The sequence below is a fragment of the Litorimonas sp. WD9-15 genome (assembly GCF_050271975.1).
GTDB lineage: Bacteria > Pseudomonadota > Alphaproteobacteria > Caulobacterales > Maricaulaceae > Litorimonas.
Window position 1 is genome coordinate 2,515,845 of sequence record NZ_CP189850.1, and the last position, 22,208, is coordinate 2,538,052.

Annotated in this window: 22 protein-coding genes and 1 other RNA gene; 3 read left to right on the forward strand and 20 right to left on the reverse strand. The window is 55.7% G+C overall.

Annotated elements, in window-relative coordinates; translation table 11 throughout:
* Positions 1 to 2: 2 nt before the first annotated feature.
* The 12 genes from murG to ACP9M6_RS11910 form a co-directional block, all read right to left on the reverse strand.
* On the reverse strand, positions 3 to 1,082 hold the full coding sequence (gene murG, locus ACP9M6_RS11855) for an undecaprenyldiphospho-muramoylpentapeptide beta-N-acetylglucosaminyltransferase (RefSeq protein ID WP_427451355.1): 1,080 nt from the start codon (positions 1,080 to 1,082) through the stop codon (positions 3 to 5).
* Positions 1,072 to 2,220 (reverse strand): FtsW/RodA/SpoVE family cell cycle protein, encoded by a 1,149-nt coding sequence (locus ACP9M6_RS11860; RefSeq protein WP_427451357.1) that lies wholly within the window; start codon positions 2,218 to 2,220, stop codon positions 1,072 to 1,074. The genes murG and ACP9M6_RS11860 overlap by 11 nt, the downstream gene beginning before the upstream one ends.
* Positions 2,217 to 3,659, reverse strand: coding sequence for a UDP-N-acetylmuramoyl-L-alanine--D-glutamate ligase (gene murD / locus ACP9M6_RS11865; protein ID WP_427451359.1), 1,443 nt, complete (start codon positions 3,657 to 3,659; stop codon positions 2,217 to 2,219). The genes ACP9M6_RS11860 and murD overlap by 4 nt, the downstream gene beginning before the upstream one ends.
* On the reverse strand, positions 3,656 to 4,750 hold the full coding sequence (gene mraY / locus ACP9M6_RS11870; RefSeq protein WP_427451361.1) for a phospho-N-acetylmuramoyl-pentapeptide-transferase: 1,095 nt from the start codon (positions 4,748 to 4,750) through the stop codon (positions 3,656 to 3,658). Before mraY ends, murD begins: the two co-directional genes overlap by 4 nt.
* Positions 4,740 to 6,110, reverse strand: a complete 1,371-nt coding sequence (locus tag ACP9M6_RS11875; protein ID WP_427451362.1) for a UDP-N-acetylmuramoyl-tripeptide--D-alanyl-D-alanine ligase — start codon at positions 6,108 to 6,110, stop codon at positions 4,740 to 4,742. The genes mraY and ACP9M6_RS11875 overlap by 11 nt, the downstream gene beginning before the upstream one ends.
* Positions 6,107 to 7,522, reverse strand: coding sequence for a UDP-N-acetylmuramoyl-L-alanyl-D-glutamate--2,6-diaminopimelate ligase (locus ACP9M6_RS11880; protein WP_427451364.1), 1,416 nt, complete (start codon positions 7,520 to 7,522; stop codon positions 6,107 to 6,109). Before ACP9M6_RS11880 ends, ACP9M6_RS11875 begins: the two co-directional genes overlap by 4 nt.
* Entirely contained in the window at positions 7,519 to 9,189 is a 1,671-nt protein-coding gene (locus ACP9M6_RS11885; RefSeq protein ID WP_427451366.1) for a peptidoglycan D,D-transpeptidase FtsI family protein, read from the reverse strand. Before ACP9M6_RS11885 ends, ACP9M6_RS11880 begins: the two co-directional genes overlap by 4 nt.
* Positions 9,186 to 9,533: a cell division protein FtsL gene (gene ftsL, locus ACP9M6_RS11890; protein WP_427451368.1), complete on the reverse strand. Its 348-nt coding sequence runs from the start codon at positions 9,531 to 9,533 to the stop codon at positions 9,186 to 9,188. Before ftsL ends, ACP9M6_RS11885 begins: the two co-directional genes overlap by 4 nt.
* Positions 9,530 to 10,513, reverse strand: a complete 984-nt coding sequence (gene rsmH, locus ACP9M6_RS11895; protein WP_427451370.1) for a 16S rRNA (cytosine(1402)-N(4))-methyltransferase RsmH — start codon at positions 10,511 to 10,513, stop codon at positions 9,530 to 9,532. The genes ftsL and rsmH overlap by 4 nt, the downstream gene beginning before the upstream one ends.
* Positions 10,510 to 10,971 carry a division/cell wall cluster transcriptional repressor MraZ gene (locus ACP9M6_RS11900; RefSeq protein WP_427451371.1) on the reverse strand — a complete coding sequence of 154 codons (462 nt, stop codon included), beginning with the start codon at positions 10,969 to 10,971 and terminating at the stop codon, positions 10,510 to 10,512. The genes rsmH and ACP9M6_RS11900 overlap by 4 nt, the downstream gene beginning before the upstream one ends.
* Before the next feature lie 222 nt (positions 10,972 to 11,193).
* Positions 11,194 to 11,552: RNase P RNA component class A (gene rnpB / locus ACP9M6_RS11905), an RNA gene on the reverse strand.
* Positions 11,553 to 11,679: 127 nt separating this feature from the next.
* Positions 11,680 to 12,246 (reverse strand): type 1 glutamine amidotransferase domain-containing protein, encoded by a 567-nt coding sequence (locus ACP9M6_RS11910; protein WP_427451373.1) that lies wholly within the window; start codon positions 12,244 to 12,246, stop codon positions 11,680 to 11,682.
* A 171-nt stretch (positions 12,247 to 12,417) separates the two neighbouring features.
* Here ACP9M6_RS11910 and ACP9M6_RS11915 point away from each other — a divergent pair, with 171 nt between their 5' ends.
* From ACP9M6_RS11915 to ACP9M6_RS11925, 3 genes are read left to right on the forward strand one after another with little or no spacing between them, the layout of a single operon-like run.
* On the forward strand, positions 12,418 to 13,332 hold the full coding sequence (locus tag ACP9M6_RS11915) for a bile acid:sodium symporter family protein (RefSeq protein WP_427451374.1): 915 nt from the start codon (positions 12,418 to 12,420) through the stop codon (positions 13,330 to 13,332).
* Positions 13,313 to 15,091 carry an N-acyl-D-amino-acid deacylase family protein gene (locus ACP9M6_RS11920; RefSeq protein ID WP_427451376.1) on the forward strand — a complete coding sequence of 593 codons (1,779 nt, stop codon included), beginning with the start codon at positions 13,313 to 13,315 and terminating at the stop codon, positions 15,089 to 15,091. Before ACP9M6_RS11915 ends, ACP9M6_RS11920 begins: the two co-directional genes overlap by 20 nt.
* A complete protein-coding gene (locus ACP9M6_RS11925) occupies positions 15,088 to 15,441 on the forward strand; it encodes a DUF1304 domain-containing protein (protein ID WP_427451377.1) in 354 nt (117 codons plus the stop codon). The genes ACP9M6_RS11920 and ACP9M6_RS11925 overlap by 4 nt, the downstream gene beginning before the upstream one ends.
* On the opposite strand, the gene ACP9M6_RS11930 is transcribed toward ACP9M6_RS11925, so the two are convergent.
* The 8 genes from ACP9M6_RS11930 to uvrC all read right to left on the reverse strand — a co-directional run bounded on the left by ACP9M6_RS11930 (position 15,422) and on the right by uvrC (position 22,204).
* Entirely contained in the window at positions 15,422 to 16,162 is a 741-nt protein-coding gene (locus ACP9M6_RS11930; RefSeq protein ID WP_427451379.1) for an N-acetylmuramoyl-L-alanine amidase, read from the reverse strand. The genes ACP9M6_RS11925 and ACP9M6_RS11930 overlap by 20 nt on opposite strands.
* Positions 16,159 to 16,587, reverse strand: coding sequence for a DUF1801 domain-containing protein (locus ACP9M6_RS11935; protein WP_427451381.1), 429 nt, complete (start codon positions 16,585 to 16,587; stop codon positions 16,159 to 16,161). The genes ACP9M6_RS11930 and ACP9M6_RS11935 overlap by 4 nt, the downstream gene beginning before the upstream one ends.
* A 12-nt stretch (positions 16,588 to 16,599) precedes the next feature.
* Positions 16,600 to 17,451 carry a DMT family transporter gene (locus ACP9M6_RS11940; RefSeq protein ID WP_427451382.1) on the reverse strand — a complete coding sequence of 284 codons (852 nt, stop codon included), beginning with the start codon at positions 17,449 to 17,451 and terminating at the stop codon, positions 16,600 to 16,602.
* A 62-nt stretch (positions 17,452 to 17,513) separates the two neighbouring features.
* Positions 17,514 to 17,873: a hypothetical protein gene (locus ACP9M6_RS11945; protein ID WP_427451383.1), complete on the reverse strand. Its 360-nt coding sequence runs from the start codon at positions 17,871 to 17,873 to the stop codon at positions 17,514 to 17,516.
* 64 nt (positions 17,874 to 17,937) lie between these two features.
* Positions 17,938 to 18,633: a TerB family tellurite resistance protein gene (locus ACP9M6_RS11950; RefSeq protein WP_427451385.1), complete on the reverse strand. Its 696-nt coding sequence runs from the start codon at positions 18,631 to 18,633 to the stop codon at positions 17,938 to 17,940.
* A 364-nt stretch (positions 18,634 to 18,997) separates the two neighbouring features.
* The gene (pgsA, locus tag ACP9M6_RS11955) at positions 18,998 to 19,633 is read right to left on the reverse strand and encodes a CDP-diacylglycerol--glycerol-3-phosphate 3-phosphatidyltransferase (protein WP_427451387.1); all 636 of its coding nucleotides are present in this window, start codon (positions 19,631 to 19,633) and stop codon (positions 18,998 to 19,000) included.
* On the reverse strand, positions 19,633 to 20,355 hold the full coding sequence (locus ACP9M6_RS11960) for a CDP-alcohol phosphatidyltransferase family protein (protein WP_427451390.1): 723 nt from the start codon (positions 20,353 to 20,355) through the stop codon (positions 19,633 to 19,635). The genes pgsA and ACP9M6_RS11960 overlap by 1 nt, the downstream gene beginning before the upstream one ends.
* Positions 20,336 to 22,204, reverse strand: coding sequence for an excinuclease ABC subunit UvrC (uvrC, locus tag ACP9M6_RS11965; RefSeq protein ID WP_427451392.1), 1,869 nt, complete (start codon positions 22,202 to 22,204; stop codon positions 20,336 to 20,338). The genes ACP9M6_RS11960 and uvrC overlap by 20 nt, the downstream gene beginning before the upstream one ends.
* Positions 22,205 to 22,208 lie beyond the last annotated feature (4 nt).

A 22,208-nucleotide genomic window follows, 5' to 3' on the forward strand; every position in this document is an offset into this window, starting at 1 on the left:
TCCTAATTGACGGCGCGGATGACCAGCTGTGCAAGATCGTGGGCCGCATTCGGACGCCCGAGGGTACGGGCAGAAGCGGCGGCGGAGTTAAGCCAGTTCGAATCATTTAATCGGTCCTGCAAAATATCGGTGACAGCCTTTGGCGTAAACTCCGATTCGGGCAGAATATCGGCAGCGCCAAGGCGCTCCAGTGACCTTGCATTGGCGGTCTGATGATCATCCATCGCAATGGCGAGCGGGATAAGGAGGGACGGTTTTCCCATTAGCGCGATTTCCGAAACGGAAGATGCGCCTGCCCGTGCAATAACAAAATGCGCGGCGGCGAGGTGGGTTTCGATGTTGGAGAAGAAGGTTTCGCAGTTATAAGAAACCCAAAAAGTATTATACGCGCGTCGGGCGTTCAGTATCTCGTCAGATGTGACTTGTTGAGTTACATGCAACTGCTCTCTCAATTCAATCGGGAGAGAACAAATAGCTTTCGGTAACACTTTTGACAAACTACGCGCACCTAGACTGCCCCCAACTATCAGTAAGTTTATTTTGCTTATCGGAGCTTCATATTTTTCCGGAACCGCCTGAACAATCTGCTCACGCAGCGGATTACCGAGACAGATAACATTGGCCTTGGGATGAACACGGGCGAGGTCCTCGAAACCGGAGACGACGTGTTTCGCCTTGGCCGCAAAGACCCGATTGACCCGTCCCAGTACCGCATTTTGCTCATGCAGAATGGTGGGCAATTTCAATGACTGTGCGGCGCGCATAGCTGGGAATGCGGGATAGCCGCCAAAACCAACGACCACGTCCGGCTTCCAGTCGCGAATAAAGGCTTTGGCTTGTCGTACACCTTTGGCAAGTTGCAACACGCCACCTACGGCCTTGATTGGTCGGCGCGGAGAAATGGAGGCGGCTTGAACTTCAATTATGGGATCAGCGGGAATGCGCGTGCTGTGCCTTCGCCCTCGCGCATCCGTCATCATCGCGATATCCCAGCCCTCGGCCTTCAGGATTTCGGCAAGGGCTTGCGCGGGAAACATATGTCCGCCCGTCCCGCCGGCCGCGAGCAACAACCTACCGGCCATATTGGTAAGCTCCGGGGCGACGGCGTGTCAGTGCAAGGATAAGCCCCGCTGTAAAGCAAAGCGCCAACATCGAAGAGCCGCCATTCGAAATGAATGGCAGCGTCATCCCCTTAGACGGAGCCATATTCAGATTGACGAAGAGATTGATGATGGCCTGCATCCCGATAAGTGTCGCGAGGCCCGCCGTCGCGAGTTGGCAGAAATAATCATTGAGGCGCAGGGCATTGCGAAAAGTTTGAATGACGAGCGCGGCCAGCAGAAAAATCAGAATGACGGAGATCAGAAAACCGAACTCTTCAACCGTGACCGCGAAAATGAAATCCGTGTTCCCGTCAGGCAGTGAGTATTTCACCGTCCCCTCACCCGGTCCGCGGCCAAAAAATCCACCGCTCGAAATGGCTTCCAGCGCCTTATCCGTCTGGTAGCTATCCGCAGTATTCGGAGACGTAAATGCGCTCACCCGCGCCCGCACATGCGGCAGGGTCAGATAGGCCGCGACGACACCGACAACTGAAATGCCCAGCATCACGAGCAACCAACCCAATGAAAGCCCTGCAAAGAAAAACACGGCGGCAAAGCCGAGCGTCAGCAGAAAGGATTGTCCGAAATCGGGTTGAGAAATCAGCAACCCGATCAGGGCAACATAGGCCGCAAAAACAATCGCAACCGCTGGAACATTCGGGTCACGCTTGCGGATGGAGAACATCCAGGCAGCAAAAACAATAAAGGCAGGCTTAGCAAATTCGGAGGGCTGGAGACCCAGCGGCCCGATGCGAACCCAGCGCGTTGCACCCTTCACCTCATACCCGATAATGGGCAGGGCCAGCATAATCAGAAACGACCCGACCAGCGTCAGCACCGCAATCCGCCGCGCATTGACCGCATCAAAAAGCGACACAATAAACATACCAAACACGCCCATTCCGACAAAAATTGCGTGCTTATACAGAAAATAAAACGGGTTGGCGTAATCCAGCCGCGCTGCCGCAGCAGGACTGGACGCCATGGACAGGATGAGGCCTGCACCCAGCAAGCAAATCAAAATGGAGAGCGTGACCTGATCGACGCTGCGCCACCATTCCCCGATAAGGGTACGGCGCGAGCGCGAGGTGATAAGACTGGGGAGCGCGCCGATCATGCCGCCTCTTCCTCTTGCGGCGCGGGAACGTCAGATGTTTCGATACCCATCAATGTTTCGACCTGCGTCCGGAAAGCATCGCCGCGAACTTCAAAATTCTTGAACTGATCAAAGCTGGCGCAGGCGGGTGAGAGTAGGACAATCGGGTTTTCAACGCCCGACTCTAGCGCGTCTTTTGTCGCGCAGAGCAAAGCCATTTGAAGCGTTTTCTTGTCGTGCCATTTTTTCTTCGACTCGTCCAAAGTCGCGCCAAAATCGTCTGCGGCCTCGCCGATGAGATAAGCCGTGCGGACATTTCCGAACAGATCAGCCAGCGGTTCAATGCCGCCCTCTTTCGCAACGCCGCCTGCGATCCAAAATATATTCTCATAGCTGGCGAGCGCCTGTCGCGCGGCATCCGCGTTGGTCGCTTTGCTGTCATTCACGAAACGGACATTGCGGAGTGTGCCGACGGTTTCCATGCGATGCGCCAATCCAGGGAAGGACAAGATGGCTTCGCCGATCTCTCTGGCGTCCAAACCCAATGAACTGACCGCGGCATAAGCGGCGGCGGCGTTCTGCCAATTATGGCGACCTTCCAAGGCTTTTGCCTCTTGCAGGTCGCAGATTTCATGCGCCTTGCGGGACATGTTGCAGAACAATTTACCCCCCAGAACACTCACGCCGTGCCCAAGCGAACGACGCGCGGAAACGGGCACGATGCTGCGTCCGTTTTTGACTTTCATCTGCGTGCAGAGCGCCTTGCCATAATCATCATCCACCCCGATAACCGCGGTATCCTCATGGGTTTGATTGACGAAAATCGCTTGTTTCGCCAGACCGTAATTCTCCAGCGTCCCATGACGATCAAGATGATCCGGCGAGAGATTGAGGAAAATTGCGGCATTGGCGCGGAGGCTCTGCGTGCGTTCCAACTGATAGCTGGAGAGTTCAATCACGTAATATGTACCACTATGCATGCGGTCGAGATCCAGCACGCCGCGGCCAATATTCCCGCCAATCTGCGCATCCTTGCCGCAGCTTTTCAAAATATGCCCGATCAAAGACGTGGTCGTCGATTTGCCGTTCGTCCCCGTGATGGCAATGATCTTCGGACGCTGCCGTTCGGCTCGCGCCGCGACTTCGCGAGCAAGAATTTCGATGTCGCAGATGACGGGAACATTCGCAGCTTTTGCTTTTTTCGCTGACCAATGCGGTTTCGGCAGATGATGCGGCACACCGGGTGACAGGACGAAATCATCGACCTGCAACCAGTCTGCTGTTTTCAAATCCTTCAGCGTAACGCCTTGCGCTTCTGCGGCTTCGCGGCTGTCGGCATTATCGTCCCACGCCCAAACGGTCGCGCCACCGGCAGCCAGCGACAGAGCCGCCGTCACGCCCGTGCGGCCCAGTCCGAAGACGGCGACCGTCCGGCCGCGGAATGTCTCTGCCTTGATCAACGCAGCTTCAACGTGGAAAGCCCGATGAGGGCGAGGATGATGGCGATAATCCAGAAGCGAATGACGATGGTTGGTTCCTGCCAGCCCTTCTTCTCGAAATGATGATGGATCGGCGCCATGCGGAAGACACGCTTACCTGTCAGCTTGAAGGACGCGACCTGCACAATGACGGACACGGCTTCGAGGACAAATAACCCGCCGATAATGGCGAGCACAATTTCGTGCTTCGTGGCAACAGCCGTCACACCCAAAGCCCCGCCAAGTGCCAACGATCCCGTATCACCCATGAAGACCATGGCGGGTGGCGCATTGAACCATAGAAAGCCGAGAGACGCCCCGATAATCGCGCCGAGGAAAATCGTAACTTCCGCACTGCCCGGCACAAAGGGAACCCCGAGATAGTTCGAGAAAATCGCATTCCCGACGAGATAGGCGATAAAGGCGAGCGACATACAGGCGATCATGACGGGGACGATGGCGAGGCCATCCAGACCATCCGTCAGGTTCACGGCATTGGCTGTGCCGACGACCACGAGACACCCAAATGGGATAAAAAATACACCGAGATTGATTGTGAAATTCTTGAGCAGTGGAATGGCGAGGCCGGTTGCAAAATCGCCTTGTTGTGGGAACGCCGTCGTCAAAACCCAAACGGCAATCGCGGCGATGAGAAACTCCAAGAACAAACGTATCTTACCGGAAAACCCCTTATGCGACTGGCGCGAGACTTTGAGATAGTCGTCATAAAAACCAATCGCGCCAAAACCGACTGTGACAAAAAACACGGTCCACAGAAACGGACTATGTAAATTCCCCCAGAGAAGCGTGGAGACAACGACTGCAAACAGGATCATTAACCCGCCCATGGTTGGCGTTCCAGCTTTTTTTATAATGTGACCTTCCGGTCCGTCTTCGCGAATGGGTTGCCCCTTGCCCTGTCTTGCCCGTAGCGCATTGATCATGCGCGGGCCGAATATGAAGCAGATGATGAGCGACGTCATCAGCGCGCCGCCGACGCGGAATGTAATGTAATTAAACAGGTTGAAGAGCTGGAATTCATCCCCCAGCGGCGCGAGCCATTCATAGAGCATGAGAGCCCTCCCCCTTGAGTTGCTCAGCCACCCGCCCAACGCCCGACGCATTGGACCCCTTGATGAGCAATATATCTCCGTCAAGGAGTTCGCCTTTCAATTTGGTTAACAGAGTCTGAGGTTTTGACGACCAGCCTCCGCGCATGGCTTGCGGCATTGCGCCCATGAGCATGCGCATACATTCGCCCGCGACGAAAACGCGCTCGAACCCCGCCTCAATCAAAGGCTCCGCGAGCGCGCGGTGCAACTCCAATTCATCTGCGCCGAGCTCGAACATATCGCCAAGCAAGGCCAACTTTCGTCCCGGGCGAAGGGCCGCTGCAGAAAACGCTGCCCGCATGGAGGTCGGATTCGCGTTGTAGCTTTCGTCAATCAATGTGATGGACTTACTATCAATCGTCAGCTCATGCGCATCCCCTCGACCCGGCGCGGGAACAATCTTGCGGAGAGCCGTAGCGCATTTATGTAAATCCAGATCCGCCGCGAGGCCAATGGCCAGACACGCCGCTGAGTTCATAAACCAATGCTCGCCCGGGACCATCAGGGTCACATCGATCTGTTCCGTTCCAATCCGCAGCCGCGCAGTCCCGCCCGCGGCGTGAGAGTCTGCGCTGACAATGCAGACATCATCCGTGTCGGAATGACCGAAGGTCAAAATATTTAATTGCGCGGCTTCCGCCTTTGCGCGGATACGCTGCGTGTATTCATTGTCGCCGTTCAGGATAATTGTGTCACCTGCCGTCATGCCGTAGATGATTTCCGCTTTGGCATCCGCAATGCCCTCCACATTGTCAAAATGGGCGAGATGCGCACCGACGACGTTATTGATGAGGGCGATCTGCGGTTTGGCGAGTTTCGACAATGCGGACATTTCACCCGCGTGGTTCATACCCATTTCCAGCACGGCATAATCCGTGTCTTTCGGTAAAGTGGAGAGCGTGATGGGGACACCGAGATGATTATTGAATGATTTGATAGACTTATGCGTGGGTCCGAAGGCTGTCAGCATCACGGCAAGCGCATCCTTGACGGAGGTTTTACCGACGCTACCCGTTACCCCTATCCGGAGAGCCTTTCGGGTTTTCGCGGCATAGACACCAAGCGCTTCGAGCGCATTTGCACTATCTGGCACGACGACTGCGGGCACATCTTCGGGAGCTTTTTGGCACAAGACGCCCGCCGCGCCAGCATTCATCGCCGCCGCAATAAAATCATGCCCGTCACGGACATCGTTAATCGCAACAAATAGATCCCCTTTTTGCAGCGTCCGGGTGTCGATAGACAGGCCGGAAACAGAAAATTCTGCCGTGACTTGACCGCCCGTCGCCTCTGCAATTTGTGATGAAGTCCAGAGCGTCATGACAACCACTCCCGTGCGACTTCAACGTCCGAGAACGGGATGACTTTGTCGCCGACAATTTGTCCCTGCTCGTGCCCTTTGCCCGCTATGACGAGGCAGTCTCTTGAGCCAAGGCGGCGGATGCCTTCGGAAATGGCGAGGGCGCGATCTCCGATTTCGGTGGCATCGGGACATCCTTTTAGAACCGCCTTCCGAATGGTCGCCGCGTCTTCTGTGCGGGGATTGTCGTCTGTCACAATGACCTGATCGGCCAGCTTGGCCGCGACCGCGCCCATCTTCGCGCGCTTATCCGGGTCACGATCTCCGCCACATCCAAAGACAATCACGATATCTCCCATCGTATGCGGACGCACGGAGCGGAGGAGTTTGTCGAGGCCATCTTCGGTATGCGCGAAATCGACATAGACGGGCGCCCCGTCTTTAGTTCCCGCGAGTTCGAGACGCCCTGCGACACCCTTTAAATGGTTCAAGGCTTCCACAGCTTTATTCTTATTCACGCCCGTTTTCATGGCGAGACCAAGGGCCGCGACAGCGTTCAGGACTTGGAACTCTCCGGCTAACGGAAGATCAACTTTATGACGCTGACCTTTGATAACGAGCGTCAGTTTCTGACCCGCCGCATGGGGCATGACTTCGTCAATGCGGATATCCGCGCCCGTCCAACCGACTTGCAATACATCCTGCCCCAGACCCTGACAGACCTCCACGAGGTGCTGCCCATATTTATCATTGGTATTGATGACGACGGGTGCATCGAGCGGCGTCAGGTCGATGAATAATCGCGCCTTGGCCCGAAAGTAATCTTCCATCGTTGGGTGATAATCGAAATGGTCCTGCGTGAGGTTCGAGAACCCCGACGCCGTAATTTTCACCGCGTCCATACGGTATTGTTTCAACCCGTGGGAACTGGCTTCCATCGCGGCGTGGGTCACGCCTTCTGCGGCGAGTTCCGAGAGCGTCTTATGCAACGCCAGTGCATCGGGTGTCGTATGCGTCATGGGTTTATAGCCCGCAGATGACGTCACACCGAGCGTTCCAAAACAGGCGGCATTCAATCCTGCATAGGCCCAAATTTGGCGTAGGAAATCTACAGTCGAAGACTTTCCATTCGTCCCCGTCATCGCGACGAGAGTCTTGGGCTGACCCGGAAAAAGTTTTGCGGCGAGTTGAGAATAGACGAGGCGTGGACTGCTGTCCGCGATCACGGGAACATCCGCAACGGTTCCTGTGACAGAGAGAATAGCGACCGCGCCCTGCTCTATCGCCTGCGGAATAAAATCACGTCCGTCCATGGCTGTTCCCGGCAGAGCCGCGAAAACCATGCCCTCTGTGACTTGCCGACTATCCGCCGTGAGACCCGTCACTGGCGTATCATCATCGAGACCAAACAGCGTGCGAAGCGTGTGGGTCATGGCGTCACCTCTATCTCGCTCTGGGCATATTTATTTGTATCACGTGCCCCGACCAGCATCGGCCCGATACGACGAATAACATCGCCAGCCACGGGCGCTGCGTTCCAGCCCGCCGTCGCGTAACCATATGTTCCCTCAATAGCTTTCGGCTCATCAAGCGTGACGATCATGGCGTAGGTCGGATCAGAATGCGGGAAAGCCGCAACGAAAGAGGTCACCAAACGATTGCGATCATAGCCGCCCGTCGCAGACGGTTTTTCCGCCGTCCCAGTTTTTCCCATGACACCATAACCCGGAATATCAGCTTTTCCGCCCGTCCCGTCTGTCACGACATAGCGCATCATATCGGCCATATCTCTCGAAACCTCGGACCGGAAAACACGGCGAGATTTTGCGGGACTGACGACCGAATTTCGCTGCACCGTTGGAGAAACATAAACACCGTCATTCAGCATTCCGCCAATCGCCGCCGTCAACGCAAGCGGTGTGACCGACAAACCGTGGCCGTATGACACCGTCACTGTCGCCATCTCACCCCAGCGCTTTTGCACTTGCGGCTTTGCACTTTCGGCCAATTCATAATCGACACGGTTGAGGAGCCCGAGGCCGCGCAAATGATATTGCTGACGCTCCGCACCAATACGTTGTGCAATCATGGCCGTGCCGCGGTTCGAACTCTCGCCTAAAACACCCGTCATGTTGAGAGGCACATCAGACGGATGATCATCCCTGATATATTTATTTAAAACCTTATAGGGTTTTTGCACCTCGAATAACTCCACTTGATCGGCCACCCCGTCCTCCAGCGCCATCGCCATGGTCAGAGGTTTGAACACACTGCCCAAGTCATAGGTGGACATTGCGGCGTGATTAAAGCGGGTTTCGGGCGATGTCGCGCCGGGATCATTCGGGTTGAAATTCGGTACAGACGCCATGGCGATGATTTCGCCCGTCTTGAGGTTCATCACGACACCCGACGCATCCAGCGCATCGAACTTCTCCCGCGCTTTCGCGAGCTCATCCATAACCGCATATTGCACCCGCAAATCGACAGATAGCGCAACGGAGGGCGCATTTTCTGCGGTCAACTCGGCATTAAACGCCCGCTCCGCCCCAGCGACACCCGCCATATCGACATCCGTAAATCCGACGAGATGCGAGGCAAGATTTTCACGCGGATAAACACGCTTGGGCTCTTTGCGGAAATCCAACCCGGGCAAACCCAGATCAAAAACGGCCTGCCGTTCTTTCGGGGTTAACCCGCGTTCCAACCAAACGAAACTGCGATCCTTTTCCAATTTCCGGCGTAATTTGTTGCGATCTAGATGCGGGCGGATACGGACGATTTCATTTGCTGTCTCTGCCGGATTCCAGACACGCCTCGGCTCCGCATAGAGCGAATAGGTTTCCAACGTGGTTGCGAGTAATTCCCCATTACGGTCCGTCAAATCCGCCCGCGTCATCTGAATAGCTTGCGGCAGATTACGCTGATGATCGCCGCCCGAGAACAGCGAGATTTCCGCCAATCGCACGACGGCGATGACGAGCATGAAGGCGAAAGCCACAACGCCAATGCGAATTCGAATACGCCCTTCGGATACGGCGCGATATTCTTCATCCGCGATAGTGACGGTTTGCTGATTTTGGAATGTGTGGTGATCATTCATGGCGCGACCTCCTCACCCAATTCAGATACCAGTGGAAACATGGCAATGATATCTGCCGCTTCACGCTCCTGCTCCGGCGTGATGGGCGCGAGCTTCAGATGCTCATCATTTAATTCGGACAACCGTGTCGGGCTCTGCAGATAAGCCAGCTCTGCCCTCAGCACACGGATGACCGCCTCTTCTGCCGCGATGGATTGTGTCAGTTGACGCACCTCGCGTTTGGCGGATTGCGCATGGGTTTTCACGAAATAGAGCGTCACAGTCAGCGCTACCCCGACGAGGAAGAGAAGGAACCAAGACATACGACGCGCGGCGCGTCCGGTTGTGGCGTAAGAGGCACTCATAACCGCGCCTCCAATTCCGCCAGCGACATGACACTCGGCAAGAGACGATCATCGCGCGGAAAGACATCCGCGTCCGTTCGTACAGCCAGCCGCAATTTCGCAGAGCGTGAGCGGGCGTTTTCTTCGACTTCGGTTTTAGACGGTTTTGTCACACTGCGCTTCGGCAGGTCGAAACTGGCCGCCGGACCGTCATTTACGACGGCAGGCGCATAGCGTGACCCCCCCTCAACCTCACCCGCGCGACGGCGGAAGAAAGATTTGACGATTCGGTCTTCGAGCGAATGGAAGGTCACAACAACCAGCCGCCCGCCCGGTTTGAGAATTTTCTCCGCCGCGCAGAGACCATTATAGAGTTCGCCCAATTCGTCATTCACGAAGATGCGCAGCGCCTGAAATACGCGCGTTGCGGGATGGGTTTTACCGCGACGCCCTAAGGCGCTTTCGAGAATGGTCGCGAGATCGGCCGTTGTGACAATATCGCCCTCTGCCCGCGCAGACGCGATGCAATTGGCAACGTGTCTTGCGCGCTTTTCTTCGCCATAAACCTGGAAAATACGTGTAAGTTCAGAAACACTAAGATTGAGCACCGCATCCCGCGCTGTCGGCCCGCCGCCTTGCTGCATCCGCATGTCCAACGGCCCTTCGCGCATGAAGGAAAACCCCCGCTCCGCCTCATCCAGCTGCATAGAGGACACGCCAATATCGAGCACGACTGCATCGACAGAATCAAGGCCAAGCTCGTCCATTTTGGAAAACGGGGTTTGAATGAGTTTGAATTTATTTGGGTGAGTCGCAGATAATTCTTCAGCACGCGGCATCACATTCGGATCACGGTCCAGACCGATGACGGAACATTTGGCGCTGTTCAGAATGGCCTCACTATACCCACCATTGCCAAAAGTGCCGTCCACGCAAGTCTCTCCGTCCTGCATCTTCAGCGCAGTCAGAACCTCTGGCAGCATGACGGGGTAATGCTTCATGATGCTACAGATGGGTTTTGGGGCGGCTTCATACGGTGACGGTTGGCGCGGGCGCGCTCTCGCAATTCCGCCTTACGCGCTTCATGCGCGTCAGGGTTCCAGATTTCGAATTTCCGGCCCCGCCCGATAAATGTGACTTTACCGTCCAGTCCCGCATAGTCGCGAAACTCGGCGGGAAGGCTCACGCGACCTGTGGAGTCAAAGCCGACCTTCTGGCTCTCGCCAAAAATGACGAGCTCCAGCGCCTCGCGTCCCTCATCATACATATCCATCCGGTCGAGCGCGCCTTGGTAATAGTCGAGCACGGACAAATCACCGCCCTCCAGATATTGCCCATCCAAAGACGGCCACAGGACAATCCCTTCAAAACCGGAGGCCGTGCATGTCGTCCGAAAACTAGCCGGCACAGAGACCCGTCCTTTCGCATCCAGCGTATTTGTGGTGTTGGATAAAAACACGTTCCGACACGACCTCCCGACGGGTCATGCCCGACGCTTGACCCAAATATGGGATAGCGTGGGAATTGATGGGAAACAATGCCATTTTACCGTTCTGTTAACTATACATGGGACTTACCCCACCCCTGTGAGTCCTGTGGGTAAGTCATAAAATGACACTAGAATCAGCGAGTTAAGCTGTGGTTAACCATGACGCTACAGGCGGATTAATCTCGAAGAAAATATGTCAGGGGGCCTGTAAGCCGGGTTTTGTACTCTCCCGAAAGAAAGTGACGACCATTCATCTAGGATGGGCCTTGCGACACATCTCATGCAACCAACCCGGACGACAATGACGCGACTCACGGCGTCGTCCCTATTTGGTTTTGCTCCGGATGGGGTTTACCGTGACGGGAGATGTTGCCATCCCCCCGGTGCGCTCTTACCGCACCCTTTCATCCTTACCCTTGCGAACAAAGGCGGTTTGCTTTCTGTGGCACTGTCCCTGGGGTCACCCCCGCCGGGCGTTACCCGGCATCCTGTACGCGTTGGAGCCCGGACTTTCCTCACATCCTAAAACGTGCGGCCGTCCGGCCCCCTGACAACGCGTCTTTGACAGAAAAAAGACGGGTTTTAAACGAGAAAAACCACCCTTGCCAATAAAGGCAAGGATGGTTCTCTCCCCTAGCCCTACTTACCCAAAGGTTTGTCAGGCTTCTTTAGTCTGTCTTACGCGGCACGTTTCAAGTGTTCGCGATCATGGTCACCTTCGCGGATTTCCTCTGCGATTTTGTTGCAAAATGCGGGGATGTCTGCGGGCTTCCGGCTGGTTACAATCGCATTGTCACAGACCACTTCGCTGTCTGTCCAACGTGCACCGGCATTTTCCAGATCGGTTTTAATTGACGGATAGGACGTCATTTCCCGACCCTTCGTCAATCCGGCTTCTGCGAGTAGCCACGGACCGTGGCAGATTGCACCGATTGTTTTACCCTGTTCGCCGAAATCGCGGATCAAGCTGATCGCTCTGTCGTTCTGACGCAGTGTATCCGGGTTTACCAATCCACCGGGTAGAATGAGGGCATCGTAGTCGCTGACGTTGACATCTTCCAGTTTCAGATCGGGTTTAATTCGACGGTCATCGCCTTCACCTGCGCTAATCTCATTTAGTTCCGGTGAGGCGAGATGCACTGTGGCGTCACGATCCCGAAAATATGAGAGTGGTTCAAAGAGTTCGTCTTCTTGAAACCCATTGGTTGCGAGAATGAGAATATTCGAATTGTTTAAGTTGGACATGAGTCCTCCTTCGTGTTTGGTGTGAAAGCCGCGGCGAAATTGGCTCAACCCGTAAAAGGGAGCGAGTTCGCTATTGTCTTCATTCGCGACGCCAGACATGAGTGTCGGCGTGTTACATCTATACAATGGTCCAACCCGGGAATTCGTTCCGAGAAAGATTGAGAAATCCCAGTGAACGGGGAAGCCCTCGATAGTTTCCAGCTTGATCTGGGCGGGGCGTCAGAGTTCGGCATGATGGTCGTTCTGGCCGCCATGATGTTTTCCGTCGCCCTCGGATTGCGGCCTGCGAGTTTTGCATTTTTCAAAACGGAACCCCGCCTCTATTTCACGGGTGTGATCGCGCAGATGATCGCATTGCCACTGCTGACACTCGTCATGTGCTTTGTCATCAATCCACACCCCAGTGTTGCGCTGGGTATGATTTTGATTGCCTGCTGCCCGGGTGGGAATACGTCAAATCTCATCGCGCTTTTCGCTCGCGCGAATACGGCCCTGTCGGTCAGTCTGACCGCGACGTCTTCGGTCTTCGCCGCGTTCGTCACGCCTGTCTCCATCCTGTTTTGGAGCGGGCTCTACCTGCCAACGCGGGCGCTGCTGACGGACATCAATATTGATATTCTGAGTTTTCTCGCCAACACACTTCTCATTCTCGCCTTGCCGCTTCTGCTCGGCATGACCTTCCGCCACCTCGCGCCAAAAATCGCCAAGCGCATTCAGACACCTCTCGCCATTCTATCAGGCATTGCCTTACTCGCAATTATCGTCATCGCCAGCATCCGGTTGCTGCCAGTTTTCATGGCGCTCGGAATCGGGATCTTTATTCTTGTGATATCGCATAACTGCCTCGCCTTCGCGCTCGGCAATCTCGCGGGTCGCGCGATCAAGACCGACACGGCCAGCCGCCGCGCGCTGACCATCGAAGTCGGCATTCAAAATTCCGGTCTTGGCATTGTCATCCTGCTGACCCAGCTTGGCGGTGTGGGCGGCGCGGGTGCGGTTGCAGGATTATGGGGTGTCTGGCATCTTATCGGCGGAAGCGGACTGGCCCTGTTTTGGAGATGGAAAGATGCACGATCTACTGATTAAGAACGGCACAGTCTTTGACGGGTCCGGCGCAGAAGGCCAAGTCGCAGATATTGCCGTGAAAGACGGCGTGATCATTGCCATAGGGTCCGACCTTGGCCAAGCCGCTAAGACCCTCGACGCCACAGGCCACATCGTGACCCCCGGTTTTATTGACCTGCACACCCATTATGATGGGCAGGTCAGTTGGGATGCGGAACTCCAACCCAGCGTCAATCACGGCGTCACCACAGCCGTCATGGGCAATTGCGGCGTCGGTTTCGCGCCCTGCCGCAAGGAAGACCGCGACAAACTCATTCGACTGATGGAGGGTGTCGAGGACATTCCCGGGACTGCCCTTCATGAAGGTTTGCAATGGAATTGGGAGAGCTTTCCCGAATATCTCGACGCGCTCGACGCCATGCCGCGCACGATAGATGTCGCCGCAATGATCCCGCATGACCCGTTGCGCGTCTTCGCGATGGGTGACCGCGCGGTTTTCAACCAACCCGCCAATGACGCTGATATTGCGGAAATGGAGCGACTGGTTTCGGAAGCGATGGAGGCTGGCGCTATCGGCCTCTCTACAGGCCGCAGTGATTTCCACAAATCCAGTGATGGCGATTGGACGCCCGCATCAGAAGCCGGAAAAGACGAGTTGGAAGGCCTCGCTCGCGCGGTAGCCGCTTCGGGTCACGGCGTCCTGCAAGCCGTGAATGATTTCGACATGGTCCGTCCGGGCGAAACTTTCGATACAGAATTCGCCCTCATGGAAGCTTTCTTCCGCGCGGGCGCAGGTCGCCCGGGCTCGATGAGCCTGATGGAACGTGACTTCGCGCCGGATGATTGGAAGAATATTATCAAACGGACCGAAGAGTTGAACGCGGACGGGTTGGATATCTCCTTCCAAGTTGCTCCACGTGCGATTGGCGCGATTAACGGGCTGAATTGTACCTTCCACCCGATTATGGGACATCCGAGTTATATCGCAATTGCGCATCTATCCTTGGCAGAGCGGGTGGAACGGATGCGCAACCCCGCCTTCAAGGCGAAACTTCTCTCTGAGTCGCCCGTCCAACTCTCCGGCGATGACAGTCCCGTTCCGCCCCTAGTCGATATGATGATTGCGACCTTCCCGAAACTGGCCGAAAAAGTCTTCCCGATGAACCGCCATGAAGGCAGCGTCGATTACGAGCCGTCCTCGGAAAGCTCCATCGCGGGACTGGCGCGAGACGCTGGTGTGAGCGTTTGGGAAATGGCATATGACCTCCTGCTCGAAGATGACGGCCACGCCCTCTTCTACTTCCCGGTCTACAATTACACACACATGAATTACGATAATGTCCTGACCATGATGCGGCATCCAAAAGCTCTGCCCGGATTATCCGATGGAGGAGCACATGTCGGCACGATTTGCGATGCGAGTTTTCCGACCTATCTCCTCGCCCATTGGACGCGGGATCGTCTGCAGCGCGGAAAGCCCGGCATCACACTGCCCCGCGCCATTCAAATGCTGACAGCGGATGCAGCGGATTATCTCGGCCTGTCCGATCGTGGACGGATTAAAATCGGTCAACGCGCCGACCTCAACATCATTAATTACGAGGCCCTGAGCCTCGGCGTGCCCGTCATGGTCAAGGACTTGCCAGCAGGTGGACAGCGCCTTCTACAACCCGTGGAAGGCTATATGGCGACCTTCGTGAAGGGTGAGCAAGTCATCGCAAATGATAAAGTGACAGAGGCCCGTCCGGGACGCCTTGTCCGCAGCGGAGTGAACCCATGAAAGCCTTAGCGAAAATTCTCACGGCTTTGGTTGCCTTGCAGCACGTCTTCTTTCTAGTCGTCGAAATGTTTCTTTGGGAGCATGAGGTCGGACGGATGATGTTCGATATAACGGCAGAATTTGCCGCCTCAACAGCATTCATGGCTCAGAACCAAGGACTCTATAACGGTTTCCTCGCAGCTGGATTGATCTGGAGTTTGGTTGCCGCAAAGCGAGACGTGCGGATATTTTTCCTGCTCTGCGTAATAGTCGCGGGTGTTTTTGCGTCGCTCACCGTGAGCCCGTCCATCATCGTCGTACAGGCGCTCCCAGCTCTGCTAGCTTTGGTTTTTACGCTGCTGAAACGGTAGTCCGGCTGAGTTCGCTCAACCTTTTTATCACTTCCAAAATCTGCATGTCGATCACGCCATCAATTCTCAATGGGCGGTAGCGACGTTGCAGCGCGCGAATGACGGCTTGAGTCTGGTCATCCAATTGTCCCGACACGCTGATACCATAACCGAGATCGGCCAGCCCGCGCTGCAAGATGGAAATACCGCGATCGCGATCTCCGAGCTCAAATAAGACACGCTCATCCTCTAGCAACTCACCCGGCCAAAGCCCGACCCCTGCCGCTGCCAAACCCGCCCACGGGAAATGCTCGCCCGGATCCTCTTTGCGCTCCGGCGCAATGTCGGAATGGCCAACAATATTTCGTGGCTGGATGTCATGCCGTGCAATAATCTCCTTAGAGAGTCTGATGACGGACAGGATTTGCGCATCGGGATAAGGCGGCAGGCTGCCATCTTCCAGTGGCACATTATGCCCGCCATTGACGATCTCGATTCCGATACTCGCAGAATTCACATCCGTGATGCCGTTCCAACTGCCGACGCCGGCATGCCAGGCGCGTTTGTCTTCCTCGACCAAATTATCGACGCGTCCATCTTCCCGCACGAGATAATGCGCGCTAACTTCCGCCGCTGGATCGCAGAGACGATCATAGGCGGCGTCCGCGCTTTCCATGCCGGTATAGTGCAGCACCAAGATAGAAATCGGGAGTTTCCGGTCATTGAAATTCGGACTGCTCATCGCGGATATTTCTCATCCATCTGCCGCAAACCTTCGACCATGATTTCACGCAGAACATCTTCATCAACATCGCTAAGGCGTTTGATGTAAAGACAGGCTTTACCAATTTTATGTTTGCCCAAACGCGCGAGTTGAACGGAGAAATCCTGATAGCCCGGCATGATATAAATCGAAATGCTCTGCGCACGATTGGCAAAACCAAGGCGGAGCGCATCCCCCTCGCGACCACTGTCATACTTATAGTGATATTCCCCAAACCCGACAATTCCGCTGGAGAGTTTGCTGCCCCAAATCTTCGGGGTCTCTCCGCTGATCTCGAACATCATATCATGGATGCGGCGACAATCCGCTTGGCGTTGCGGGTCTTCGATTTGATTCAGGTAATCTTCAACTTTCAAACCAGCCAGCACGGTTTTATTCGCCATAACCTCTCTCCCTCAATCCACATCCAGTGGCGCGGGCGTGCCCCGCCTTGCGATGACCCAGACACAGGGCAGGATCAAAATCGCGCCGAACATGTAGCGTTGATAGAGCGTCTCGTCCAACAACACGACGCCCAGCACAGTCGCAAAAACGGTCGTCATGATGCCTAGAGGTACAACGCGATTGACGGGATAGGTCTGCAACAACCTGAAATATTGCCCATGCGCGAAAACCGACACGCAAAGCGCGGCATAGGCCGCCGCGGTAAGAAGCGGGACTTTATCAACCTCCCAAACCTTTGCCTGACCACTTTCAAACAGCAATGACGCAAGACCTCCAAAGAGGAAGACGATCACCGCCGTCCACGCCACATAAACGCGCCAATCCACATCCGGGACGCGGCGCATTGCGACGGTTCCAACGGCCATCGCGATGTAGGCGCCCATGATGTAGACAAGGCCGATATCAGGGCGAAGCGCGCCGGGTTCGTAAATCATGACGAAGACACCGACCATCGCGACGACAATGGCAAGTCCGCGTTTCCAACCCACCGATTCCTTCAACCAAAACACGGAGAGAATCGTCGCCATGGGAATCATGGATTGCGAGAGGATGGATGTCGCCGATGCCGACGCTGTCTGAAGCCCCGTGTAAAGAAAGCCGAGATGAAGCGGGCCAACGCAGAGACACACAAACATCATCCGCCAGAATTGCTTCGGCAGTGGACGGAATAAAAATACGCCCATGAGCAAAAGCACGAGCGCGGCCCGCGCCGTCGCGAGCATGAAGGGCGGCACAGTCGTCCCGCCCAGTGCCCAAGCCGCCATGACAAAATTGCCGCCCCAGAAGAGACAGCAAATCATCATTATCCAAAAATCAAAAGCCCGCATGAGGCGGGCTTATCAAGGGTAGCGATGATTGAAAGCGTTTAGTCGTCAACCGACCAACCATCCGGCGTCCGGTGGGCATCGACAACGGGGCCATCACTCTGGCTTCGCATGTTGGACTGACCGTTGAGCGAGCCCATTTGCGATTCCATATCCTTACGCATCTGCTCGAACTGCGCTTTCGGGCCAAAGGGTTTGCCCGTGATTTTCGCTTTCGTCCAAAAGAAAGCAAAAACGAGAAATCCGATCACAGCAATGCCCGCGACCGCGAAAAACGCAAAGGCCGTCGCAAAGATGAGCATGAAAATCCCGCCAATCGCCGCCACCGCGAGGAAGGCCGCGCGAGCGATGGTTGACAAAAGGCCGGGTCTGCGACCTTGAACATAAAAAGTCTGTGTCATGTTTCCAATGTCGGGGGAGATTCACGTTTCGTCAAGACTTACTTATGTGTCAAATTCGCAAGGCTCAGAGACGCAAAGGTGCGCGGGACTTCCGTTCCTCCAATATCTGCGCATAGGCGCGGTTGATAATCGCCATTTTATGCGTGGCGAGGCCCACCATTTCGCGCGGCAATCCCCGTGCCACGAGACGGTCGGGATGATTTGCTGCGGCCTGACGGCGATAGGCCCGTTTCAGATCTTTATCCGAAATATCCGGATCGACACCTAGAATCAGATAAGGGTCATCCGCATCCTGGCCCAAATGGGAATTACGAATCCGTCGATATTCCCGCTCGGAAAAGCCGAAAACATTGGAGACCGTTTCAAGGAACTCCGCTTCCTCCGCTGTGACGATTCCGTCCGCGAGGGCGATATGAAACAGACCGTCCAAGACATCTTCCAAAACCGCAGGTTGCGCCCGAAACGCCTTCGCAATAATCCGGGCATAGCGCTGATAACCCAGCGTCGTCTGACGCGCGAGATTGAAAAACCGCCCAATGGTCTCTTCGGTTTTGGCGTCCGCGCGGAAGACCTGCCGAAACGCCGCAACATCTTCCGGCCTCACCTGCCCATCCGCTTTCGCCATTTTAGCGCCGAGCGCCACGAGCGCCGCGACCAGTTTTGATTCGTTGACAGACTTCGCCCGACCATCCGCATTCTCGCGGGAGGGCGGACCAAAAAGACGCGCCGCTGCGCCGGAGATATCTGTCCAAATGCTCACGCGATGCGACCTAGCGCGACTCGCGCGTGGAGGCCATGCGCGAAATGCGACGGGATTAAGAACACGCACATGCTGTCACCCCGCACGTGATGCGTGACGAAGCTATTTGATCATCAATCAAATAGCTTAGGAACCGAACCGCACGGTACCGCGCAAGCGCGTGCCCGGCGCAAGACCCCCTTGTCACGCCGCACAAGAGCGAAGCTCGCAGATGCGGTGCCCACCATTTATGAACGCAGGTTTGAGAGCACAGCCGATAGGTCCCGCATCTCCACTCCGTTGCGTGCGGGATGACAATATGAAGAAACTTCTATATTTTTCGCAGTCTCAAAACGGCGTCAAAGCAATCAGGTTACACCTGCACTCAATCCCGCACCGCCGCCCGCAGATATAAACTGCCCGTATAAACCGAGAGCGTCGCGGCCAGCCAGAGCAGCACCAAGCCAATCATCTTCGCCGCCGATGTTATCGACGGAACCATATCATCAATCGGCAGGGACGCGCGTCCGAAAACCCAAACGATTAGTGCGGCAATCGAGGCCATCTCGCAGGCTGTCTTCCACTTGGCAAGTTTCGTCGGTGGCATAACCTTTCCCGTCAGGGCCGCATGTTCACGCGCACCGGAGACGAGGACATCGCGGAATATCACGGCGACGGCGGGCACCGTGAACAGCCAGTCCCCTCTTGCGACGATCATCAGTGCGATGAGGCAACCGGCGACCAAGAGCTTATCCGCTATCGGGTCGATCATCCGTCCAAAGCCGGAGACGACTTTCCAGCGGCGCGCCAGAAATCCGTCAAGCCAATCCGTCGCCGTCGCCGCGATAAAAACGCCCGCGACAATCGGGAAGCTGGCAAAGACGCTTTCCGTCCGCAAACCGAGCGCGAGAATACCTGCCATGATAATCGGAATCACAAGGATACGTCCGACGGTCAGCGCATTCGGCACCCACCATAATTTGTGACGGTCCGAAGGGTCCGTTATGAGCGTTTCAGCCATTATTCCCCGTCTTCCAAAGAAACGTCTTCTAAGAGCGTGTCATCCAGTTCCGTGCGGAACAAAATCACAGCTGTAATGATAGAAAGAATGGCGGCAATCCAAAGAATAACCGTGCCCGCGATCCAGACCCAAGGCGACGTCGTCGCGAAGACCTCCGCGACATTGTCGGTCCCGGCCCGCATCTGATCTATCCAGTTTTGCAACCAGGGCGAAGCCAGAAGGAGGCATGTCGCCAACATCGCCAACCCTGCTTTCGCATTGGACAGTTTCGTGTCCGGCCAGATATAGCGGGAAAGTTCATAGCCCTTGAACAGGCCGACGAAAATCTCGCGCCCGATGAAAATCAGGGCCGGAAGTGCGAAGGTCCAGGTCAGCATATCCGCACGATGGATGACAAAGAGCAGTGCCGCGAGCGTCCCAATGACGAGGATATTATCCGCAATATCGTCGAGATAGCCGAAGCGGCGGTAGATCGACCGCTCATTCCCGCCGAGAAAATCATCGAAAATATCGGTCAAGGCTGCGACAAAGAACAGGACGGAGGCCAAAACGGTCAGTCCGATATTAATCCCGCCTTCCGCAACGGGCTGCCATCCCTTCCAGATCAGGTAGACGATAATCGGCATCATTGCGATGCGCAGGACCGTCAGGGCATCTGCGAAAGCGCCGCCCGCCTCTTCCGGCGTGTCGATGAGGTCATTTTCATTCGTGGAAGTAGTCATGGATTACCTGTGCCAGCTTTTGACTGACCCCCTCTACCGATGCCAGATCATCGACCGTGGCACCTTTGACGGCTTTGGCCGAGCCGAAATGACTCAATAGGGCTTTCTTGCGCCCCGGGCCGATGCCGTCAATCCCATCCAGTGGATTTGCAATCATGGATTTCTTACGGCGCGCGCGATGTGTGCCAATCGCAAAGCGGTGAGCTTCGTCGCGCAGGCGCTGTAAATAATAGAGCGCGGGCGTCCGCATGGGCAGCGTGAACATGTCCCGCCCGTTCATATGGAAGGTCTCGCGCCCCGCATTTCTATCCGGTCCCTTGGCAATCGCGACCAAGGTGATGCGACCCAGCACATTCAGCTTTTCCAACGTTTCCGTCACGGCGGAGAGTTGTCCCTTCCCGCCATCAATAATGACGAGGTCGGGCCATTCCAATTTCGGGTCTTTACTTAGCCGCGCGAAACGCCGTTGCAGGACTTCGCGCATCATCCCGAAATCATCGCCGGGTGTGACGGTCGCGTCCTTGATATTGAAGGTCCGGTAATCGCGTTTGCGGAACCCCTCCGGTCCCGCGACGATGAAGGCTCCAATCGCATTTGTGCCTTGGATATGGCTGTTATCATAGACTTCAATCCGTTGTGGAATGTCTTCCATCCCGAACAGGTCCTGCACGTCTTTCAGGAGTTTTGCCTGCGCGCCGGTCTCCGCCATTTTGCGGCCCAGTGCCTCTTCCGCATTGCGGACGGCCTGCCCGACAATCTTTTTCTTCTCGCCGCGTTGCGGGATGAGGACGTCGATTTTGCGGTCGGCCTTTTCGGACAAGGCGTCCGTGATCAGGTCAATTCGCTCGGGCGGGTGGGAGAGCAGGACCTGTTTTGGGACGGGTTTATTCGTGTAAAATTGCGCGATGAAGGCTTCGATAATCTGCTCCGGCGTGTCCTCTGCAGACCGGCGCGGGAAATGGGAACTGTTCCCCCAATTCTGCCCCGCGCGAAAGAAGAAGACCTGAATACAGGTCTGGCCGCCCGCATTGTACATACCGATGACATCCGCATCGGAGAAAGTCGTCGGATTGATATTGGCCGCACCGGATTTGGTGCTGACCTGCGCCATGGCGCGGATGCGGTCACGCAGTTCGGCGGCCTTTTCGAAATTCATCTCTTTAGACGCGGCCTCCATCTGGCCCTGCAAACGTTGGCGGAGTTTATCAGACTTTCCGCAGAGAAAATCCTCGGCATCGCCGATCAGATTACCGTAATCCTCCAGCGAGATTTCCCCCGTACAGGGCGCAGAGCAGCGTTTGATTTGATATTGCAGACAGGGGCGCGTGCGGCTCTCGTAAATACTGTCGGAACAATTGCGGAGGCGAAAGGCGCGTTGCAGCGTGTCAAGCGTCCGGTTGACCGCGCCCGCGCTCGCAAAGGGTCCGTAATAGTCACCCTTGATCTTGCGCGCACCCCGATGTTTCGTGACCTGCGCCGCCGGATGGTCTTTGCGCACGAGGATATAGGGAAAGCTCTTATCGTCGCGTAGCAGGATATTATAGCGCGGTTTCAGCCGTTTGATGAGCGACGCCTCGAGGATGAGCGCTTCGGTCTCGCTCTCGGTAATGACAAATTCCATCGCCGTCGTCGCGCGGATCATGCGGCGCAGACGCGTCGGGTGGCGGTCATAGGACGTATAGGCCGTGACCCGTTTCTTCAGGTCTTTCGCCTTGCCGACATAAAGCACCGTCCCAAACTCATCGAACATGCGATACACGCCAGGCTTTCCCGGCAGGCGTTTCACATAATCGGCGATGAGTTTCGGGCCGTATTTCGGCTTTTTCTCTGTGGGTTTCGAGTCAGACACGACC

Excerpts from the sequence above, each read along its gene's own strand:
- ACP9M6_RS11940 (WP_427451382.1), bottom strand. The coding sequence starts at position 17,451 with ATGATGATTTGCTGTCTCTTCTGGGGCGGCAATTTTGTCATGGCGGCT.
- pgsA (WP_427451387.1), bottom strand. The coding sequence starts at position 19,633 with ATGGCTGAAACGCTCATAACGGACCCTTCGGACCGTCACAAATTATGG.
- ACP9M6_RS11860 (WP_427451357.1), bottom strand. The coding sequence starts at position 2,220 with ATGATCGGCGCGCTCCCCAGTCTTATCACCTCGCGCTCGCGCCGTACC.
- murG (WP_427451355.1), bottom strand. The coding sequence starts at position 1,082 with ATGGCCGGTAGGTTGTTGCTCGCGGCCGGCGGGACGGGCGGACATATG.
- ACP9M6_RS11880 (WP_427451364.1), bottom strand. The coding sequence starts at position 7,522 with ATGACCCACACGCTTCGCACGCTGTTTGGTCTCGATGATGATACGCCA.
- ACP9M6_RS11960 (WP_427451390.1), bottom strand. The coding sequence starts at position 20,355 with ATGACTACTTCCACGAATGAAAATGACCTCATCGACACGCCGGAAGAG.
- ACP9M6_RS11945 (WP_427451383.1), bottom strand. The coding sequence starts at position 17,873 with ATGACACAGACTTTTTATGTTCAAGGTCGCAGACCCGGCCTTTTGTCA.
- ACP9M6_RS11910 (WP_427451373.1), bottom strand. The coding sequence starts at position 12,246 with ATGTCCAACTTAAACAATTCGAATATTCTCATTCTCGCAACCAATGGG.
- ACP9M6_RS11920 (WP_427451376.1), top strand. The coding sequence starts at position 13,313 with ATGCACGATCTACTGATTAAGAACGGCACAGTCTTTGACGGGTCCGGC.
- ACP9M6_RS11885 (WP_427451366.1), bottom strand. The coding sequence starts at position 9,189 with ATGAATGATCACCACACATTCCAAAATCAGCAAACCGTCACTATCGCG.
- rsmH (WP_427451370.1), bottom strand. The coding sequence starts at position 10,513 with ATGAAGCATTACCCCGTCATGCTGCCAGAGGTTCTGACTGCGCTGAAG.
- mraY (WP_427451361.1), bottom strand. The coding sequence starts at position 4,750 with ATGCTCTATGAATGGCTCGCGCCGCTGGGGGATGAATTCCAGCTCTTC.
- ACP9M6_RS11875 (WP_427451362.1), bottom strand. The coding sequence starts at position 6,110 with ATGACGCTCTGGACTTCATCACAAATTGCAGAGGCGACGGGCGGTCAA.
- ACP9M6_RS11935 (WP_427451381.1), bottom strand. The coding sequence starts at position 16,587 with ATGGCGAATAAAACCGTGCTGGCTGGTTTGAAAGTTGAAGATTACCTG.
- ACP9M6_RS11925 (WP_427451377.1), top strand. The coding sequence starts at position 15,088 with ATGAAAGCCTTAGCGAAAATTCTCACGGCTTTGGTTGCCTTGCAGCAC.
- ftsL (WP_427451368.1), bottom strand. The coding sequence starts at position 9,533 with ATGAGTGCCTCTTACGCCACAACCGGACGCGCCGCGCGTCGTATGTCT.
- ACP9M6_RS11930 (WP_427451379.1), bottom strand. The coding sequence starts at position 16,162 with ATGAGCAGTCCGAATTTCAATGACCGGAAACTCCCGATTTCTATCTTG.